The sequence below is a fragment of the Halomonas sp. M1 genome (genome assembly GCF_029581375.1).
Classification (GTDB): Bacteria; Pseudomonadota; Gammaproteobacteria; order Pseudomonadales; family Halomonadaceae; genus Vreelandella.
This window is the reverse complement of record NZ_CP121119.1, coordinates 3,529,620-3,548,078: the sequence shown is the minus strand read 5'-3', so window position 1 is coordinate 3,548,078 and position 18,459 is coordinate 3,529,620. Positions and strand designations below refer to the sequence as shown.

At 54.3% G+C, this 18,459-nt stretch carries 18 protein-coding genes; 13 read left to right on the top strand and 5 right to left on the bottom strand.

Going from position 1 to position 18,459, the window contains the following annotated elements:
* Nucleotides 1-5: 5 nt before the first annotated feature.
* Nucleotides 6-605 carry an NAD(P)H:quinone oxidoreductase gene (gene wrbA / locus P8S54_RS16255; protein ID WP_009097182.1) on the bottom strand — a complete coding sequence of 200 codons (600 nt, stop codon included), beginning with the start codon at nt 603-605 and terminating at the stop codon, nt 6-8.
* A gap of 225 nt (nt 606-830) precedes the next feature.
* On the opposite strand from wrbA, the gene P8S54_RS16250 reads away from it, so the two are divergent.
* The 9 genes from P8S54_RS16250 (at nt 831) to P8S54_RS16210 (ending at nt 9,111) form a co-directional block, all read left to right on the top strand.
* The gene (locus tag P8S54_RS16250; RefSeq protein WP_281442576.1) at nt 831-1,271 is read left to right on the top strand and encodes a hemerythrin domain-containing protein; all 441 of its coding nucleotides are present in this window, start codon (nt 831-833) and stop codon (nt 1,269-1,271) included.
* Nucleotides 1,272-1,457: 186 nt separating this feature from the next.
* Complete coding sequence (locus P8S54_RS16245) at nt 1,458-2,450, top strand: succinylglutamate desuccinylase (RefSeq protein ID WP_281442575.1); 993 nt, start codon at nt 1,458-1,460, stop codon at nt 2,448-2,450.
* 224 nt (nt 2,451-2,674) lie between these two features.
* Nucleotides 2,675-3,445: an ATP-binding cassette domain-containing protein gene (locus P8S54_RS16240; RefSeq protein WP_281442574.1), complete on the top strand. Its 771-nt coding sequence runs from the start codon at nt 2,675-2,677 to the stop codon at nt 3,443-3,445.
* A gap of 19 nt (nt 3,446-3,464) precedes the next feature.
* Nucleotides 3,465-4,166, top strand: a complete 702-nt coding sequence (locus tag P8S54_RS16235; RefSeq protein WP_281442573.1) for an ABC transporter permease — start codon at nt 3,465-3,467, stop codon at nt 4,164-4,166.
* A 1-nt stretch (nt 4,167) separates the two neighbouring features.
* Nucleotides 4,168-4,899 (top strand): ABC transporter permease, encoded by a 732-nt coding sequence (locus P8S54_RS16230; protein WP_009097194.1) that lies wholly within the window; start codon nt 4,168-4,170, stop codon nt 4,897-4,899.
* A gap of 140 nt (nt 4,900-5,039) precedes the next feature.
* The gene (locus P8S54_RS16225; RefSeq protein WP_281442572.1) at nt 5,040-5,810 is read left to right on the top strand and encodes a transporter substrate-binding domain-containing protein; all 771 of its coding nucleotides are present in this window, start codon (nt 5,040-5,042) and stop codon (nt 5,808-5,810) included.
* Between the two features lie 341 nt (nt 5,811-6,151).
* Complete coding sequence (locus P8S54_RS16220; RefSeq protein WP_281442571.1) at nt 6,152-6,949, top strand: transporter substrate-binding domain-containing protein; 798 nt, start codon at nt 6,152-6,154, stop codon at nt 6,947-6,949.
* Between the two features lie 92 nt (nt 6,950-7,041).
* Entirely contained in the window at nt 7,042-8,205 is a 1,164-nt protein-coding gene (iadA, locus tag P8S54_RS16215) for a beta-aspartyl-peptidase (protein WP_281442570.1), read from the top strand.
* Between the two features lie 81 nt (nt 8,206-8,286).
* On the top strand, nt 8,287-9,111 hold the full coding sequence (locus P8S54_RS16210) for a TraX family protein (RefSeq protein WP_281442569.1): 825 nt from the start codon (nt 8,287-8,289) through the stop codon (nt 9,109-9,111).
* Here the strand turns inward: P8S54_RS16210 and P8S54_RS16205 are convergent.
* The 4 genes from P8S54_RS16205 to purE all read right to left on the bottom strand — a co-directional run bounded on the left by P8S54_RS16205 (nt 9,089) and on the right by purE (nt 12,546).
* Nucleotides 9,089-10,312, bottom strand: coding sequence for a diguanylate cyclase (locus P8S54_RS16205; protein WP_348651270.1), 1,224 nt, complete (start codon nt 10,310-10,312; stop codon nt 9,089-9,091). The two genes, P8S54_RS16210 and P8S54_RS16205, sit on opposite strands and share 23 nt — an antisense overlap.
* Entirely contained in the window at nt 10,288-10,713 is a 426-nt protein-coding gene (locus P8S54_RS17240; protein ID WP_348651269.1) for a hypothetical protein, read from the bottom strand. The genes P8S54_RS16205 and P8S54_RS17240 overlap by 25 nt, the downstream gene beginning before the upstream one ends.
* A 168-nt stretch (nt 10,714-10,881) precedes the next feature.
* Complete coding sequence (locus tag P8S54_RS16200; protein WP_281442568.1) at nt 10,882-12,021, bottom strand: 5-(carboxyamino)imidazole ribonucleotide synthase; 1,140 nt, start codon at nt 12,019-12,021, stop codon at nt 10,882-10,884.
* A 12-nt stretch (nt 12,022-12,033) separates the two neighbouring features.
* The gene (gene purE, locus P8S54_RS16195) at nt 12,034-12,546 is read right to left on the bottom strand and encodes a 5-(carboxyamino)imidazole ribonucleotide mutase (RefSeq protein ID WP_009097207.1); all 513 of its coding nucleotides are present in this window, start codon (nt 12,544-12,546) and stop codon (nt 12,034-12,036) included.
* Between the two features lie 219 nt (nt 12,547-12,765).
* Here purE and P8S54_RS16190 point away from each other — a divergent pair, with 219 nt between their 5' ends.
* The 4 genes from P8S54_RS16190 to P8S54_RS16175 all read left to right on the top strand — a co-directional run bounded on the left by P8S54_RS16190 (nt 12,766) and on the right by P8S54_RS16175 (nt 18,358).
* Nucleotides 12,766-13,038, top strand: a complete 273-nt coding sequence (locus P8S54_RS16190; protein ID WP_281442567.1) for an XRE family transcriptional regulator — start codon at nt 12,766-12,768, stop codon at nt 13,036-13,038.
* Nucleotides 13,039-13,295: 257 nt separating this feature from the next.
* Nucleotides 13,296-14,072: a sulfate reduction electron transfer complex DsrMKJOP subunit DsrO gene (gene dsrO / locus P8S54_RS16185; RefSeq protein ID WP_281442566.1), complete on the top strand. Its 777-nt coding sequence runs from the start codon at nt 13,296-13,298 to the stop codon at nt 14,070-14,072.
* Nucleotides 14,056-15,270: an NrfD/PsrC family molybdoenzyme membrane anchor subunit gene (gene nrfD / locus P8S54_RS16180; RefSeq protein WP_281442565.1), complete on the top strand. Its 1,215-nt coding sequence runs from the start codon at nt 14,056-14,058 to the stop codon at nt 15,268-15,270. Before dsrO ends, nrfD begins: the two co-directional genes overlap by 17 nt.
* Nucleotides 15,263-18,358 (top strand): molybdopterin dinucleotide binding domain-containing protein, encoded by a 3,096-nt coding sequence (locus tag P8S54_RS16175; protein WP_281442564.1) that lies wholly within the window; start codon nt 15,263-15,265, stop codon nt 18,356-18,358. The genes nrfD and P8S54_RS16175 overlap by 8 nt, the downstream gene beginning before the upstream one ends.
* Nucleotides 18,359-18,459: the final 101 nt, after the last annotated feature.

Sequence of the window (18,459 nt, the reverse complement as noted above, 5' to 3'; positions counted from 1 at the left end):
GAGTGCTAGCTCGCCAGTTTGGCAGCAATCCCGGCAACGTGTTTGCCCTGGAAACGAGCAATTTTAAGTTCACGCTCATCTGGCTGGCGGGAACCGTCGCCACCAGCCAGGGTAGCGGCACCGTAAGGCGTGCCACCGCTGACTTTAGAAATATCAAACTGCTCTTCAATACCGTAGCCAATCGGCACAATCACCATGCCGTGGTGGGCAAGGGTGGTCCAAGTAGAGGTAATGGTCATCTCATCACCGCCACCGGTACCCGTCGAGGTGAACACACTGGCCACCTTACCGCGCAGCGCGCCTTTGGCCCACAGGCCACCGGTTTGATCAAGGAAGGTACGCATTTGGCCCGCCATGTTGCCAAACCGCGTTGGGGTGCCAAAAATAATCGCGTCGTAATCGGCAAGCTCCTGGGGGGATGCTTCAGGCGTCGTAAAATCCTGCTTACCGCCAGCATTTTTAAACGCATCTTCTGGCATCGTCTCAGGTATACGTTTAACAGTGACCTCTACGCCATCCACCTCTTTAACGCCTTCCGCTACGGCGGCGGCTAGGGTATCGATATGGCCGTACATAGAATAATAAAGCACCAATACTTTCGTCATTGTTCACTCCTTTACATTGCGATGGGCCGCCCTGAGCGGGCTTACGAAAATCAGACTGAAAACGATTTTGAAAGGCTAGCTACACTTTAGACCAGGGTGAGGTAGAAAAAAGCGAATGTTTTCGACGTCCTCCTTCGATTTCATCGATGTGAGCGCCTTGCGCTTTATAGGGTTGAGCACTAGCTTTTTAACATCCCGCAAACGTTCTAATCCAAGGAGCCTGGAATGACCATTTTTGAAGCCCTACGCAAGGATCACGACATTCAACGGGATTTACTGGCTCGCCTAGTAGAAACTCACGGCGATAGCGAAGAGCGCGACACGCTCTATCAGCAGGTGCGCGCCGAATTGAAATACCATGCTAACGCTGAGGAGCGTGCCCTCTATATACCCATGATGGATATCGATCTCACCCAGGAAAAAGCCCGCCATAGCGTTGCCGAGCACCACGAAATTGACGAGCTGATCGAGCTTTTAGATACAACCGACTATAGCGCTACCAACTGGTTAACCCACGCCAAGCAACTTCAGCACTTGGTTACCCACCACCTAGACGAAGAAGAGCAGGAAGTTTTCCAATTGGCAGGCCGTGGCCTACAAGAGAAGCAGAAAACCGCGCTAGCGAGCGAATACCAATCAGAAATGAAGCGTCAACGTGCAGAGTAATTAGGCCTTCGCCCATCGCTATCCCAAGCGCTTGTACTTGAGTAGGTATTAGCGCTTTTTTACCCGCACATTTTCATGTTCGCACCCGCCATTTTCATGCGAACGACGCATCCTCTTGTGGCGAAGCTCATGCATGGTAAAGGTAGAGCATCTTAAAAGCTGATTCCCTATGCCAAGGAACCTCCCATGCTAGGCCAATGGCTCGACTGGACGCTCGACGACGAAAGCCCCACACCTCGCAAGGGTCGCTTTGCGAGCGGTACCTATGACTTTCATGCGCCAGGCATTTTGGAGCTAACACCCGATGTTGTGCGCCCTAATGCTTACGCCTGCGTGTTTTCAGCGGCGGTTCATGGCAATGAAACCGCGCCGGTAGAGCTACTCGGGAACTGGCTATGTGCCCTTGAAGCCAGCACAGTGCAGTTAGGTGCTCCAACACTGGTGATACTGGGCAATATACCGGCCCTGAAAAAACAGCAGCGCTTTCTTACTACTAATCTAAACCGCTTATTTAAACGGGACTTGGAAGATCAAGGCGACGAGCCCGACCGCGCCCGTGAGCTAATGGCAGCTGTCGACACTTTTTACGCCCGGTATCAGGCGCTACCAGCGCTGCATTACGACCTGCATACCGCCATTAGAGAGAGCCTCTTTACACGCTTTGTGGTGGAGCCCTTCGCAGAGAGCCCTACCGAACCCACCCAGTGGGCGTGGCTAGCCGCAGCGGATATGCAGGCGGTATTGCACCAGCATCAACATAGCTGGACGTTTTCCCATTACAGCAAGCACTACCACAGTGCCCAATCGTTTACCTTCGAGCTGGGACGTGTGGCGCCGTTTGGGCAAAACGATATGGCCGCCCTTGAGCCTATGCTCACGCTTATTTGTGCGCTGGGCAGTGGTGATGAGCCGCCCCGTCAACCCGCTGATACCATGACGTTTTTTCAAGTAAAGCACGAGCTAATGCGGCAGTCAGAAACATTCTCCCTCTGTTTTGACGACGATGTGCCCAATTTTAGCCGCTTTGAACCAGGCACCTGCCTTGCTCAAGACAGCACCGCCGGTGATTTTATTGTGGAAGAAACGCCGCTACGCGTGGTATTTCCCAATGCAAACGTAGAAATAGGCGCACGGGCAGCGCTGCTTGTGGTGCCCTGCCAACCGGCAAAGCCACTTTAAAGCCACTAACCACACAACCAAAATATTTTTAAAAAGCTTTGATAACAACAACGTAGAGGTGACTTCAGGCCGGCAGGTAGGCGTTAAGATAAAAGCCAATCTTATAAAACACGCGTATCATGCAGAGTCCTGATAGAATCGCCCCTTTTTTCGCGCCAGCCGCCTACCAAGCACGCGTTTTAAACTCGTTGCTACCGCGGCAACCCTGTACTGGAGCCTAAGTTATGGCTGATACGCCTACTCCCCTTGAAGTGCGTAATATAAAAAAGCGCTTTGGCGATACTGAAGTCCTTAAAGGCCTCTCCCTTGAAGCCCAAAAAGGTGACGTGATCACCCTCATTGGTGCATCAGGGTCAGGCAAAAGCACCTTCTTACGCTGTATGAACCTGCTGGAACAGCCTGATGAAGGCGAGTTGTTTGTCCACGGCGAACAGATCCTCTTCAAAACCACCCGACATGGCCGTGAGCCTGCAGACTGGAAACAAGTGGTGCAGATGCGCGCCAAGCTATCGATGGTGTTTCAGAGCTTCAATCTCTGGGCTCATATGACACTGCTCGAAAACATTATCGAAGCGCCGATTCACGTGCTAGGTAAGCCCAAAAAAGAGGCCCTTGAGCATGCCCACGCGCTGCTAGAGCGGGTTGGGTTAAGTGCACGCGCAAACGCCTACCCTGCCCAAATGTCCGGCGGCCAACAGCAGCGCGGTGCCATTGCCCGAGCGCTGGCCATGGACCCAGAAGTGATGCTGTTCGATGAGCCCACGTCTGCCCTCGACCCAGAGCTGGTGGGCGACGTTTTGAAGGTAATGCACGGCTTGGCCGAGGAAGGGCGCACCATGGTAGTGGTCACCCACGAAATGAGCTTTGCACGGGATGTATCCAGCAAAGTGGTTTATCTCCACCAAGGCTTAGTAGAGGAAGCGGGGCCCCCAGCAGAAGTACTCGGTAACCCGCAGTCGCCGCGCTTAAAACAGTTTCTAGCCCCCAAATATTGATCTGCGAGGCACGTACACTATGCTTGATTTGCAAGGTTACGGCCCCCGCCTGATCGAAGGGGCGGGCGTCACCATTCAGCTAGCGGTGCTATCGTTGATACTGGCCATTGTGCTTGGCCTGTTTACCGCTACCGCCAAAATGTCACGCAACTGGTTTTTACGCCGCACGGCGACGGTCTACACCACGGTCATTCGCGGTGTTCCTGACCTTGTATTGATGATGCTGCTGTTTTTCGGTGGGCAAATCGGCGTGAATGCCATCAGCGACGCGCTGTATTACAACTATGACATTGATATTTACATCAATTTCAATGCCTTCGCGGCAGGTGTAATTACCATCGGCTTTATATTCGGTGCTTATATGGGCGAGACTTTCCGCGGCGCCTTTATGGCGGTGGAAAACGGCCAAATTGAAGCAGGTAAAGCCTATGGAATGAGCAATGCGCTGGTCTTTCGACGCATCCGCTTTCCACAAATGATGCGCCACGCGCTGCCGGGGCTTTCCAACAACTGGATGGTACTGCTCAAAACCACCGCGTTGGTCTCTGTTATCGGCTTAAGCGATATGGTGCGTGTCGCCGCCGAGGCATCTCGAGCTACCCACGAACCCTTTGTGTTTCTACTGCCGGTAGCGGCGGTTTACCTGCTCATTGCCAGCGTGTCCGAGTGGATTTTCGCACGGCTACAAAAACGTTACGACATTGGCTTTGGGGGGCAGTGAGATGCTAGATATTTCTGCGTGGTTCAACGACCTGCTCGCTGGCAATCTGATTTTCACCCCCACGACGCTGGGCTACTACTGGGAAGGACTGGTCACTACGACGCAGCTTGTCTTCTTATCCCTGGTAGCAGGTTTAGTGCTCGCGGTGCCGCTGGCCATCATGCGCAGCTCTAAGCGTAAGTGGATCAGCCTGCCGGTTTATCTGTATACCTATGTGTTTCGCGGCACGCCGCTGCTAATTCAGCTCTATATCATTTACTACGGCGTCGTGTTTATCGACGGCATTCAAGAAACATTCCTGTGGCCAATTCTGCGAGAAGCGTTCTACCCCGCGCTAATCGCCTTTACGCTTAACACCGCAGCCTACACCACCGAGATTTTCCGTGGGGCGATCAAGGCAACGTCTAAAGGTGAAATTGAGGCAGCAAGGGCCTACGGCATGTCGCAAAGTTTGATGATGCGTCGCATTATTATGCCCAGTGCGTTTCGGCGCGCGCTGCCCGCGTATGGCAACGAAGTGATCTTTATGCTGCATGCCAGTGCTATTGCCAGCGTTGTCACACTGATGGATCTCACCGGCGCTGCACGTTTTGTATACGCACGCTTTTACGCCCCTTTCGAAGCCTTTCTGTTTGTGGCAGCCATCTACCTTTGCCTCACTTTTGCAATTTTGTACTTTTTCCGTTTTCTGGAGAAAAAGCTACTGGCCCACTTAAGGCCACAAACGAACTAAGCCGTCAGCTGTAAATAAAAATAAAACAACCGTCAAACAAACGTTGGTTCTGAACAAAACTCCCTCTTTCCGTTAACCTCAACCTGGGGTACGTTAAGAGGGATCACTTCACGTGAACCTGTTACCTACGGAGTAAAAAAATGAAAAAACTCTTAACTGTTTCGGTGCTTGGCCTCGCCATTGCTGCCGCCTCTTCTGCGCATGCGCGCAATTATGATCACGTGCGCATTGGCGTTGACGTTCCCTACGAACCCATGGAGTACCGCACCGCTGATGGCGAGCTAACCGGTTTCGACATTGATCTTGGTAACGCCCTGTGCGAGAAAATCGGCATCACTTGTGAGTGGATCGAGCAGGAGTGGGACGGCATTATCCCTGGCTTAATGTCGCGCAACTATGACGCGATCATGTCCTCTATGACGATTAACGAAGAGCGTCGCCAGCAGGTGCTGTTCTCTGACCCCTACATCACGATGCCTTCCGCTTGGTTCGCGCCCAGCAGCTTAGATATCAGCGAAGCTAACGAAGAAACCCTGGCGGGTAAAACCATTGGTGTTCAGCGCGGCACACTACAAGATAATTTCGTGACCGATAATTTCAACAGTGTTGCCAATATCAGCCGCTACTCCACCGCTGATGACATGGTGCTGGATATGCAGGCACAGCGCCTGGACATCGTGTTCCTAGACTTCCCAATCGGCCAGTCTACGCTGCTAAACAACGATAATGCTGATTATGTTGTGGTCGGCGAACGCATCAGCGAGCCTAAAGAGTACTTTGGCGACGGCTTTGGCATTGCCTTCCGCCAGCGCGACGAAGCACTGGCAGAAAAATTCAATGACGCCCTCGCCGAGCTGAAAGACGATGGCACCTATGATGAAATCTTCGAGCGTTACTTCAGCGAAGATTAATTTTAGCGAGTTTTATAAGTCTCCCCGCCTTGGGGAGGCTTATACCGTCAGAGGCCAACATGCATACACCTCTTTCTCTTTTTATAGCGCAAGTACTGTGCAAACTTCGCCCAGGAATTAGCGGCAACATTGCTTGTTTCTACCTGAGCGAATGGTTCGACGAATAGCCTTCCCTTCTTGGCACGCCCGTGCCATCTCACGCCCCTGCGCGTGATCCTTGCTATACGTTAATAATAACGTAAAGCAACTCTACGCTTAGCGCACTCCCCTACTATAGCTAACGTGAATTACCGCTAAGCATGCCATTATCAATATCAAAAAAATCGCTTCAGGAGACTACTATGCGTTATGCAACGCTACCCTTCGCCGCTATGCTCGCGGCTGGTGTTTCTATGTCTTTCGTAACCACGACTGCAGTGGCGCGTGACTATACAGATATTCGCCTTGGGGTCGACATCCCCTACGAGCCTTTCATGTACCGAGAAGCAGACGGGACACTTACCGGCTTTGAAATTGAGTTAGGTAACGCGGTTTGTGATTACTTAGAAGCCAACTGCACCTGGGTTGAGCAAGACTGGGACGGCATTATTCCTGGGCTGCTCGCCCGTAACTACGATGCCATTATGTCCTCTATGGCAATTACCGATGAGCGTGCCCAGCGGGTGCTGTTCTCTGAACCTTACTACACGACGCCCAGCGCCTGGATTACCACCCACGAACACGACATTGATATTGAAGACCGCGCCAGCCTTGAAGGCTTAACAGTAGGCGTTCAGCGCGCCACGCTACAGGATAACTATGTCACTGAGCTATATGGCGACGTGCTTGAAATCCGCCGCTACACGGGTGTGGATGATGTCGTCACAGATCTTTTGGCCGGACGCTTAGACCTTACCTTCATGGATTACCCAATTGCCGAAGCAGCAATTGATATCGATACACCTGAGAGCGATTTCCAACGCATCAGTAATTTCATCAAAGAACCAGAGCATATCTTTGGCAAAGGCGTTGGCGTCGCTTTCCGTCCCCGTGACGAAGCTCTGGCAGAGCGTTTCAATGAAGCCTTGAGCGCACTCAAAGAAGACGGTACCTACGATGAAATCATGGGCCGTTACTTCAATTACGATGTGCGTTTATAAATACGCTTCGTACTCACTTTTCATAGGCACGATCTCTGCGCCGACCACTGGTCGGCGCATATTCACCACCTGCTGATTCCCCCGGGAAACACATGCTGACACTTGTTAAAAACGCCCAGCTGTTTACGCCAGAACCTCGCGGCCTTTGCCACCTATTAATTGCCGACCAGCGTATCGCAGCAGTATTGGATGCCGCTGAACCAGTAAACGCAGGGGCGCTAATTGCCACTATAGACCTTGAAGGACGCAGGGTAATTCCTGGGCTGGTTGACCCGCTAGTTCACTATATTGGTGGCGGCGGCGAAGGTGGGTTTGGCAACCGCACCGCCGAACTTAGCTTAGAAGATGCCTGCGCATCAGGCGTCACCACGTTAATTGGCGCGCTAGGCACCGATGCCCTAACCCGCACGCCGGCTAACTTAATTGGCAAAGCCCGAGAACTCGCCGCTGGCGGCTTGACCACCTACGCCTATACCGGCTCTTACCAACTGCCGCCGGTAACGCTTACCGGTTCGATTGCCAGCGATATTCTCTATATCCCAGAGTTTATCGGCGTAGGTGAAGTGGCGATTAGCGACCATCGCGGCTCTCAGCCCAGCACCCACGAACTAACACGGCTAGCCTCCGATGCCCGCACCGCTGGCTTGCTGGCAGGAAAATCCGGCATTGTGTTTATTCACACCGGAGACGCCGACACTCACCTGGAGCCGCTTCGCCAAGTGGCAAAGCATAGTGCTATACCGCTTTCACAGTTCTACCCCACTCACATCAATCGTACCGCCACTCTGTTTGAAGATGGCCTACGCTTTGCCCGGGAGGGTGGCCGAATCGACTTCACCACCAGCACAACACCAGAATTGCTGGCGGGCGGCGAAGTCCCTGCATCAGAGGCAGTGGCACGGGCACTAAAAGCACGTATTGAGCCTAGCCAGCTAAGTCTCTCTTCAGATGCCAATGCCTCGCTGCCAGAATTTGATAAGCAGCACCGTTTTATTGGTTTAAAACCCGGCAAACTAAGCAGTTTGTTTGACGTACTGGGCGAGTGCGTGAACGAGCATTGCATTCCTATGGAACAGGCGCTGCGCTGCGCTGCTACGACTGCCGCAGATGCACTAAAATTGCCCCATAAAGGCCGCTTACACGCCGGTGCTGACGCTGACTTTATCGTGCTTGCTGAAAATCGCTGGTCGATTGATCAAGTATGGGCATTAGGCAAACCGATTTACGATAGTGAATCCAATGGTAAAGTGCGCTAGCAAATAGCACTGTTACAAAAACCGAACTTGCGCAGCCAAATCGGGTCTTTACTCCAGCATGGACACTTACAAGGAGGTACCATGGCTGAACAAACGGCGGCATATTCATCACCTGAGCCCGGTACCGTTGAGACGTTTCGCCCTTCATCCCACTGGACCGCATGGGGGCAGTGGCTCGCGCTTTTCACCATGACGGTGGATCATCTCACCCGCTATGTGCTTCCCGGCGCATGGGAATTAGACTGGGCAGGCTCGTCTATTGGCCGCATTGCTTTTCCGCTATTTGCGGCCATGGTGGCGTGGCATGGGCTGTTTAACACCCGTAACCCGTTGCGCTATTCTTGGCGAATTTTAATTATTGGGCTAGCGGCTCAAGCGCCTTATATGATGATGCCGCGCGCCTCCGATGCCTTTATTCTTAACGTCTGTTTTACCTTGGCAAGCGGTTTAGCCCTAGGTGCTTTAGTACGCCAGGGCTGGCAACACTATCTTCAGCAAACCCTTAGTTTGGGCTGGCTGATGCTAGGTGCTGGGCTTGGGGTGACCGCTTGGTACTTGCTAGGATTTTGGGTGGAGTATGGCCATAACGGATTGCTGCTGATACCGCTATTTATGTTCGCTATGCAGGCGCTTAGTGAAACCCGCGATGCGCTAATATCACGCCTTTGGGCGGGGTTAGCTGCTTTTCCCGTGTTATGGATTGCAGGCCAGATGAACGCCTCCGACATGGCAAAGTCGTTCACGGTGGCTACCTGTGTGGTTGTGCTCATGCTGGCCGCAGGCGCGGCACAGCGTGTACCACCCGTGGCGCTCGCCATGCCGCGACGCCTCTGGCTAGCCTGGTACCCGGGGCACTTTGCACTTATTGCCCTGTGGCTACTGCTTAGCGGCCAGCTGGCAGGCTAGAAATTTCTTCAGCCACACGCTTGTTTACTTCATCACGCATCCAGGGCTGGTAGCGCTTTAGCCGCGCCCGACCTTCGGTTTTCGCTTGGTACATCGCCGTATCAGCTTCTTTTAACACTTCAGCATGGTCGCACTTAGCCGCATTAAAGCAGGTGTAGCCCATGCTAGGTGTTACCTCAACGGCGCGATTCTCTAGCTGATACTTGCCAGATAAACTCTGCTGAACGTTTTGCATGTAGTGCTCTACCTGGGCTTCCAGCGCCTTAGGGGCCACCTCGTCAAACAGTGCTAGCAATACAAACTCGTCGCCACTTAAACGTGCGGCCATATCGCTCTCTTTTAAGCACTGCTCCAGGCGGCGAGCAACCTGTACCAATAGCTCATCACCAGCGGCGTGGCCCAAGGTGTCGTTGATCAGCTTGAAACGATCCATATCTAGAAACATCACCAAGCCGCTACGCTGCTCGCTTTCATGCTCATTGCACAACGCTTTTAAACGCTCAATAAAGCACCGGCGGTTGGGCAGGTCAGTGAGCGCATCATAGAACGCCTGGCGATAAATAATCGCCTCATTGTGTTTACGCTCAGTGAAGTCTTCAATAATCGCCACTCCACCTACGCGCTCATCATTGGCACTATTCACACCGTTAAAAAAAGCACGGAGCGGGGTGCCTTCTTTAGCGCTAGGCATGCGGAAAGTACCTTCGTAATACCCCGAGCCGTTTTCCAGGGCATCCTTGACTGCTTGCGCTACCTCACCATCCGCTGAGCGCGCCAGCATCCGGTAACCAATGAGCTGGGCACGGTCAACGCCGAGTATCTCTAGAAGTTTATGGTTACAGTCGGTGATCCAGCCATGGGCATCAAAATGCAGCACCCCTAATGGCGAATGGTGGAAAATAGAGCGGTAGCGATTCTCACTCTCTTGCAGCTGCGCTTCCCGTGCTGCCATGCTCACTCGAAGAGCAATATTATCGTGAGTCGTGTAGCTAAAGCGCCGGCTGGCAATCAGAATTAGGGCTAAAAACAGCACGAGCATCAAGCCGATCAAAATCGACAAAGACGTGCCCATCAGCATGAACTGAATTTTTAATGGCAATAAAATGGGCAGCACAAAGCCCAGCGCTACCCACCATACCGAAGAGAGCGTTGTGACGCCGCCTGCCGCAATACCTGCTAATACAATGGAAAGCGCCGCCACTTGTCCTGGGTGTTCCGTGCTAAATAGCAGTATCCCTGAGGCCCCCCACACACAGCCAGCAGCAATTGCTCCCATGGCAAACCAGCGCAGCCAGCGGTGGCGCTGCTGCTGCGTAATAGGCAGCTGTTTAAGCGATAGGCCAATGAGAGTCGCAAGCCGGACACGACCGCAAGCGTCACAAACCAGCCAACCAGTAAAACAGCGTTAACCACGGGCCACATAGCGGCGACCAGTAGTCCTCCCGCGAGCACGCTACTTAGCACCGGCTGCCACAGGTTATCGTAGAGTAAACGTACTTTTTCGCAGCGTAAGCGCTGCTGTGTCAGAAGATGGTCGCGCTGATAACCACTGCGCAGCCCAGACGCCGTAGCCGTTGTGGCTAAAAAGCTGGGGGGTGGCATACAAACTCCCTGTATTTATGTCGGCTTATAAACCAATCTTATTTGCTTGTGCGAACAATGTTCACACGTTTATTTTAGCACGTTTACGAAATAAAAGTAGCCTATGAGCTAATAAAAAAGCCGCCTGAAGTTAGGCGGCTGGTAAAAAAAGCTTTAAAAGAAGCTTTTTTACTGAGAAATATTAAAACTCCACGCCACGGGCGGGGCATCAGGTATCAGCGCTTGGCAGGCACGCACCTTCTCAATCAGTTCAGCGTGGTTAGCGGCGACGACGTTCACATGGGCCAGCTTACGTCCTGGACGCTCTTGTTTATCGTAGCGGTGAAGGTGCGCATGCCCCAGCGCCAGCAGCGCAGCGTTGTCGCCTTCGCGGCCAATCACATTGACCATGCAGGTAGGGGCTATCGCCTCAGTGCTGCCCAGCGGCAACCCCTGCACGGCGCGCAGGTGATTCTCAAACTGGCTAGTGACCGCGCCATCCATGGTCCAGTGCCCAGAGTTGTGCACGCGGGGCGCCATTTCATTCGCCAACAGCCCACCATCGCGGGTTTGGAACAGCTCTAGCGCCAGCACGCCTACGTAGTCCAATTCATCCAACAAGGCACGGATATAGCCATCGGCGGTTTGCTGAACGCTGGCGTCTAAATCGGGCAGTGGCGCAACGGAGTAACGCAAAATACCATCAACGTGCTGATTTTCTGCCATGGGGTAGAACACCACCTCACCATCGCGGCCGCGCACAGCAATCATCGAGACTTCGCGCACAAAATCCACAAAGGCCTCAACGACCAGCTGCGGGTGGCCAATAGCCTTCCACGCGTCATGCGCTTGCTCTGGTGCTTTTAGTACCGCCTGCCCTTTGCCGTCGTAGCCCTCAGTCACCGACTTAGCCACCACCGGGCAGCCTAACTCAACCGCTGCAGCTTCAAGCTGCTCTGCGCTCTCCACCACACGGTAAGCAGGCGTGGGGATACCCAAACGATCAAACAGGGTTTTCTCTTCAACACGATTTTGACACACCGCAATCGCGCGGCTGCTGGGGTATACCGGTTTGTGCTGCTCAATCTGCTGCACCAGCTCAACCGGCAAGTGCTCAAACTCGTAGGTCACCACATCGACCTTATCGAGAAACTCCGCCAAACGCTGGTTATCAGGGTCGACAATCACCTCACCAATCCCCGCGCTCGGGTTGCCGGTAGTATCTAAAAACGTAAAGCGATTACCTAGAGGGTAGCCCGCCAGCGCTAACATGCGACCCAACTGGCCGGCACCTAAGATGCCAATGTTCTTTGAGATGCCAGAACTCATTACCAGAACTCCTTAGTTCGCTTCCGCATCGGGGCGCGGGTCAGGGTTATCCAGCACTAGCTGGGTTTGCTCGGCACGGAAAGCTTCCACTGCTTCGCGGATAGCGGTGTCTTGCAAACCAACAATTTGCGCTGCCAGCAAGCCGGCATTGGTGGCCCCGGCCTTGCCAATGGCCAGCGTACCCACCGCAATACCGCCGGGCATTTGCGCAATAGAGAGCAGCGAATCCAAGCCTTTCAACGCTTTGGATTCAACCGGCACGCCCAGCACCGGAAGCGCCGTTTGCGAGGCCACCATGCCTGGCAAGTGGGCCGCACCGCCTGCACCCGCCACAATTACCTGGAGGCCACGCTCAGCGGCACTTTTCGCATATTCGAACAGCAGGTCTGGGGTCCGGTGCGCTGACACCACGCGGGTTTCATAGGCAACGCCCAACCGCTCTAACATCGCCACCGCGTGCTCCATGACCGGCCAATCAGATTTTGACCCCATGATCACGCCCACTTTAGGTGCGCTGTTCGACATGCAAAAACTCCTCGGCCAACGGCCTCGTTAAGCAAAAAAGCAGTGGAAAAAGCCGCACACAGTGCGCAGCTCACTCAGAAATAGGAAGGCGCGTAGTTTACCAGAGCCGTAACCGTTTGCGGGCGTTTGCGTGATCGTGAAATTTTCATCAAATTAGGCATTGAAAAGCGCGCGACTTGGCGGCATTGTGTGATTGTCATTTCAGACTGATGGAGTCCCATGAGTACGGCATACTCAACCGCTTACGCAGAAACGCTGGATCCTCCGCGAAGCAGCCCTGACCTCGACGTCAGGGATTTAGAAAAACGTACGCGCTTAATGCGTATTATTACCCGTCTGATTGCTATTTCAGACCTAGGAAGTCGTGATATCGCCCACCGGGCGGGTCTTCCAGTGCAAAAGGTCAGCGACCTGCTCGCCGGAAGGCTTGAGCACCTCAACATTGACGAACTCAATGTACTGCGTCGCACCCTAGAGCTGGAGGCGCCATAGCAACAGCTACTACATCAGAATCTCCCCTCTTTTCAATACAGGCTGGCCCATTGGGTCAGCCTGTTTTTATTTGTACCGCTTAATAGACGATCTTTCGTTAAAACAATCAGTTAGCGCTCTAAGATTAAGAGAGCATTAAGAAAGCCACGCTAACCCATTGACGGTAATCAATTTTTTCTTTCAGCTTGAGGCGTAACCTTAGCCTATCCCGACCATTCGCCCCCTGCGAATGACGCTTTATCCGCTAAGGAGGCGCTATGGACGCCATACGCCGATCATTACTCGGCCAGTTAGCCCGCTTAAGCGCAGGCGCTGCGCTAGTACCACTTTCAAGCATTGCCCAAGCCGGCATTAATCAACAGCCTGCCCGCCGCGAAGGTGACCCCACCAAACGCTACGGCATGCTGATTGACCTTCGCCAGTGCATCGGCTGCCAGGCTTGTACGGTGTCGTGTCATATCGAGAACGCCGCACCGCTTGGCCAATTTCGCACCACGGTTTCCCAGTACGAAGTGCAGCACCAGGAGAGCGGTGCGCTGGCCACGTTTATGCTGCCACGCCTGTGTAACCACTGCGAAAACCCACCCTGCGTGCCTGTTTGCCCCGTTGAAGCTACCTACCAACAGCAGGATGGCATCGTTGTGGTTGATAGTGACCGCTGCGTGGGCTGCGCTTACTGTGTTAACGCCTGCCCCTATGATGCACGCTTTATCAACGAACGCACCCAAACCGCCGACAAATGCACGTTCTGTGCGCATCGTTTAGAGGCAGGGCTGCTGCCCGCCTGCGTGGAAAGCTGTGTAGGTGGTGCGCGGATCATCGGCGACATGCGCGACCCGAATAGCCAAATCAGCCGCTTGATCCAAGAACACCGCGATGCACTTATGGTACTGCAGCCAGAAAAAAATACGCTTCCCCAAGTGTTTTACCTCGGTATGGATGAGCGGTTCACCACACGCCCCGTAGCGGAACCGGTGGCTCTTGAAGTGCTCGACCCCCACGGTCAGGAGATGGGCTATGAATTCCACCATTGAACTACTCGCTCCCCGCTATGACATCGCCTGGTACCCCTGGGCGGTACAGTATTTTTTTCTGATCGCAATCTCCTACGCAAGTGTGTGGCTAACTGCCCCGGCCTTAATATTTGGCAAAAAAACGTGGTTACCGACGGCACGTCTGGCGCTCATCGCCTGCGTTAGTACGACGCTAGTAGCACCGGTAGCCTTACTGGCAGATTTACACCAGCCGTTGCGTTTCTGGCACTTCTACGCCTACGCCAACACCCATTCGTGGATGTCGATTGGCAGCGTGGTACTGCCAATTTACCTGATCAGTGTATTAGGCCTTGCCTGGCTGGCCTGGCGCCCTGCATTGCAAGCTCAGCGGAGTGCGTCAGGGCTTGGCGGGCTTATCGCAAAGTGGCTGAGCCTAGGCAATGGAGCCACGCCGAGAGTGCTGGTGGCCGTTGTTGGGCTAACCGCGCTACTGCTTTCTAGCGCTATTATGCTCTACACCGGGGCGGAGCTGGCCGTTGTTAAGGCGCGTCCGTTATGGAACACCCTATGGCTGCCACCCATGCTGGTCGCCACCGGATTTATCGCAGCGGCTGGACTAGTGCTGGTACTAAACCGTGCAAGCGGGCTACGTTCAAACGACGCTACCCGGCAAATGCTCTATGTACTGTTAGCCTTCTGTGCAGTCGCTGGTTTGATAGCGCTTAGCTGGTTATTAGATGGCATGAATGCCCACGTAGGTTCTGTGGCAGCGGCGCTTGAATCTGTGCGCCACAGTCCCTCTTGGCGCAGCACTGCGCTGTGGGGCAGTGTGACCGGAGCAGCACTCTTTGCGGTTGTGGCGCTTTTACTCTTGCGCCCACCCCATCGCCAGCCCGCACTTTTTGCCTGGGCATGGCTACTAGGCCTCGTGGCGATTCATATGGGCTGGATGTTCCGCTGGGTGGTGCTGATGGATGTTCAACATGTGGCCCGTAACAGCGCAGGTTTCCACCACTACGGCATTCCCGCTGGCTCTTCCGGCATCTTAGGCATCGTGGGTACGTTTGGGCTTTGGCTCGCCGCCATCTTACTGATTGAATTGTTTATCCCTTGGCGGCAGGCCAAGCAAGGTGGCGTCAACACCCCTACTCCTCTCGATGCCCATGCATCCAGTGACCCTCTTGCCGCTACCAGTGACTCTCTTAACGCTAAACAAGGAGCGCCTAACCATGGCTAAGTCTGCTCAAGACCTCTCACGCCGCCGGTTTCTTAAAGGCGCTGCTGCCGCAGGCGGTGCCGCCACCTTTGCAGTGGGCTATGCCGACCCACTGGCCAAAATGGCCAAGGGCGTTACCGGCAGCGCGGGTGAAAAACCTAAGCACCATATTCATGGCAACTCGCTAACACCGGAATACCGCGTTGATTTAGACACCGGCGAGCTAACCCTCACACCCGACCAGCGAGTCGCCTTTACTATTTGCTACGGCTGCACCACCCAGTGCGGCGTCAGGGTGCGAGTTGATGACACCCAGGGCGAAGTGCTGCGGGTATCTGGCAACCCTTACCACCCTCTCTCTGCCGACGATCATCTACCTATGCGCACTCCAGTGGCCGAGGCATTGCGCAGCGTGAGCGCTTACGGAGAACAAGGCCAAGTAAATCGCTCTACCGCTTGCGCCCGTGGTAACTCAATGATGAGCCAGATCACCAACCCTTTCAGGATCGACCACTGCCTTAAACGGGTGGGTGAACGCGGTAACCGCGAATGGCAGAAAATCTCTTTTGAGCAGCTGATTGAAGAAGTCTGCGAAGGCGGCGACCTGTTTAACGAAGGTCATGTAGACGGCTTACGAGCCATTCACGATCACGACACGCCTATCGACCCTGCCAATCCAGAGTACGGCCCCAAGGCGAACCAGCTGATGGTCATGGAAGCCACCGACTACGGGCGTTCAGACCTGCTTAAACGCTTTACCCTCAATGCCTTTGCGACGCGCAACTACGGCCACCACGGTGCTTATTGCGGCTTGGCGTTCCGCATGGGGTCGGGGGCAGTGATGAACAATATTGTCACTAATGCCCATGTAAAACCCGACATTCAGAACGCACAGTTCATCATGTATATCGGCTGCGCGCCCAGCCAAGCAGGCAACCCGTTTAAGCGTCAGGGCCGTTTGCTTGCTCAGGCACGCGCTGCAGGAACCCTTGAGTATGTGGTAGTCGACCCCGCACTAAATGCCGCCACTTCCCACGCGGCGGATAATAACCGCTGGGTGCCCATTCGCCCCGGCACCGACAGCGCCTTTGCCATGGCAATGATTCAGTGGCTACTGGATAACGAGGGTTACGCCAGCGACTTTCTCGCCCTACCGGGCCAGTCCGCCGCCGATGCCGCAGGCGAGACCACCCACTCCAACGCGACGCATTTGGTCATTGATACGTTTGAACATCCGCGCCGTGGCTACTTTTTGCGCGCCAGCGATTTGGGCCTTGCTGAGGCCGGTAGCGATGCGGATATGCCCGTCGTCGTGTCAGACGGCGAATTCGCGCTCAGCGAAGATGTCATGGCCGCCGAGCTATTTGCCGAGCGCGCAGTGGAGCTTGCCGATGGCAGCACCGTCACCGTTAAAACCAGCCTAACGCTGCTGCGTGAATCGGCCCATGAATACGACATGGACACCTATGCTGAACATTGTGGTATTCCCAAAGCAACGATTATCGACTTAGCCAAAACGTATGCCAGCCACGGCCGTAAGGCCGCCGTTAACTGCCACGGCGGTATGATGTCAGGCAACGGCTTCTACGCTGCTTTTGGCGTTCAAATGCTTAACCTGCTGGCAGCCAACTACAACATGAAAGGCGGCAGCGCGGTGGGGGGTGGCACCTACAGCGGTACGGGAGAAGGCCCGCGCTACGATTTAGCCAACTTCCCCGGCAAGCGTGGCCCTCAGGGCGTGTTCCTTTCACGCTCACGCTTTCCTTATGAAAAATCATCGGAGTACCAGCGCAAGGTCGCCGCCGGGGAAAACCCATACCCTGCCAAGGCGCCCTGGCGCTCCTTAGCACCACCTACACTCACCGAGCATTTACCTTCAGCGCTGGATGGCTACCCTTACCCCATTAAAGCGGTGATTGGCTGCATGGCTAACCCAATTTATGGCCAAGCGGGCTTAAAAGGCGTGATTGTTGATAAGTTAAAAGATCCCAAGCGCTTGGGGCTGTTTGTCGCGGTTGATGGCTTTATCAACGAGACCAACCGCTACGCCGATTACATCGTACCGGATTCAGTGATGTACGAAGTATGGGGCTTTGCAGGCTCTTGGAAAGGCACGCTGGGCAAGCTGACGACCGCCTGCTGGCCAGTGGTGGAACCGCGCCAACAAAAAACCGCCGACGGTGAGCCGGTATCCATGGACAGCTTCTTTATTGCCGTGGCCAAACGGCTAGGGCTACCCGGCTTTGGGGACAACGCCATTCCCGATGCCGACGGCAACCTTCACCCACTCAACCGCGCCGAAGACTATTACCTGCGTGCGGCCGCCAATATCGCCTTTCAGGACGAGCCACTGCCAGAAGCCAATGACGCCGATGTTGCTCATAGCGGTATTGCGCCACTGCTGCCCAAGCTTGAACGCACGCTGAAAGCCGCCGAGCGCAAACGTGTGGCGTACCTTTACGCACGAGGGGGGCGCTTTGAAGATGCCAGCCAACACTTTGTTGGCGAGCATTTGAAACACCAGTGGAAACAGACCTTATGCGTTTACAACGAAGCGGTAGGCACCAGCATTGACACCACTAACGGCCTGCCCAACATCGGCGTGCCGTGCCATAAGCTGCCCCAGCTGGCGAACAAACAGGCCATGCGTGAGGTGTTTTCAGAACAGGAATGGCCGCTGCTGGCGTTTTCGTTCAAATCTAACCTGATGAACTCCTATGCTATCGGCAACGAGCGGCTGCGGATGATCAAGCCTTATAACCCAGTACAAATGCACCGCCAAGACGCCGAGCGCTTTGGTATTCAGCATGGCGACACCATTCGCATTGAAAGCCCCGGCGGCAGCGTGGTGGGGCTAGCCCTGGTAAGCGAAAGCGTTGTGCCCGGCGCCCTGGGCATAGAGCATGGCTACGGCCATAAAGATTTAGGCGCCACACCGCATATTATTGACGGTAAGTCCCAGCCAGATATGCCGTGGATGCGGGCAGGCATCAACATCAACGACTTGGGATTTAAAGACCCTACGCGGTCGGTAGACGGCACTTGGCTAGAGCCTATTAGCGGTGCCAGCGTGCGCCAAGGGTTACCGGTTAAAGTAAGCCGTATCTAAGTGAATTTTAATAGGGGTATTTCTAGCAGGGGTATTATCCAGTACCTCTGCTAGGGAAGCACGCCATAACAGAACCTCGATGCGCCCCATGTATCAATTCC

Bases quoted from the DNA above. Each gene is read 5' to 3' on its own strand.
- P8S54_RS16225 (WP_281442572.1), top strand. From the start codon at position 5,040: ATGAAAAAACTCTTAACTGTTTCGGTGCTTGGCCTCGCCATTGCTGCC.
- P8S54_RS16240 (WP_281442574.1), top strand. From the start codon at position 2,675: ATGGCTGATACGCCTACTCCCCTTGAAGTGCGTAATATAAAAAAGCGC.
- P8S54_RS16175 (WP_281442564.1), top strand. From the start codon at position 15,263: ATGGCTAAGTCTGCTCAAGACCTCTCACGCCGCCGGTTTCTTAAAGGC.
- nrfD (WP_281442565.1), top strand. From the start codon at position 14,056: ATGAATTCCACCATTGAACTACTCGCTCCCCGCTATGACATCGCCTGG.
- P8S54_RS16250 (WP_281442576.1), top strand. From the start codon at position 831: ATGACCATTTTTGAAGCCCTACGCAAGGATCACGACATTCAACGGGAT.
- dsrO (WP_281442566.1), top strand. From the start codon at position 13,296: ATGGACGCCATACGCCGATCATTACTCGGCCAGTTAGCCCGCTTAAGC.
- P8S54_RS16200 (WP_281442568.1), bottom strand. From the start codon at position 12,021: ATGAGTTCTGGCATCTCAAAGAACATTGGCATCTTAGGTGCCGGCCAG.
- P8S54_RS16235 (WP_281442573.1), top strand. From the start codon at position 3,465: ATGCTTGATTTGCAAGGTTACGGCCCCCGCCTGATCGAAGGGGCGGGC.
- iadA (WP_281442570.1), top strand. From the start codon at position 7,042: ATGCTGACACTTGTTAAAAACGCCCAGCTGTTTACGCCAGAACCTCGC.
- P8S54_RS16190 (WP_281442567.1), top strand. From the start codon at position 12,766: ATGAGTACGGCATACTCAACCGCTTACGCAGAAACGCTGGATCCTCCG.
- P8S54_RS16230 (WP_009097194.1), top strand. From the start codon at position 4,168: ATGCTAGATATTTCTGCGTGGTTCAACGACCTGCTCGCTGGCAATCTG.
- P8S54_RS16210 (WP_281442569.1), top strand. From the start codon at position 8,287: ATGGCTGAACAAACGGCGGCATATTCATCACCTGAGCCCGGTACCGTT.
- wrbA (WP_009097182.1), bottom strand. From the start codon at position 605: ATGACGAAAGTATTGGTGCTTTATTATTCTATGTACGGCCATATCGAT.
- P8S54_RS17240 (WP_348651269.1), bottom strand. From the start codon at position 10,713: ATGCCACCCCCCAGCTTTTTAGCCACAACGGCTACGGCGTCTGGGCTG.
- P8S54_RS16220 (WP_281442571.1), top strand. From the start codon at position 6,152: ATGCGTTATGCAACGCTACCCTTCGCCGCTATGCTCGCGGCTGGTGTT.
- P8S54_RS16245 (WP_281442575.1), top strand. From the start codon at position 1,458: ATGCTAGGCCAATGGCTCGACTGGACGCTCGACGACGAAAGCCCCACA.
- purE (WP_009097207.1), bottom strand. From the start codon at position 12,546: ATGTCGAACAGCGCACCTAAAGTGGGCGTGATCATGGGGTCAAAATCT.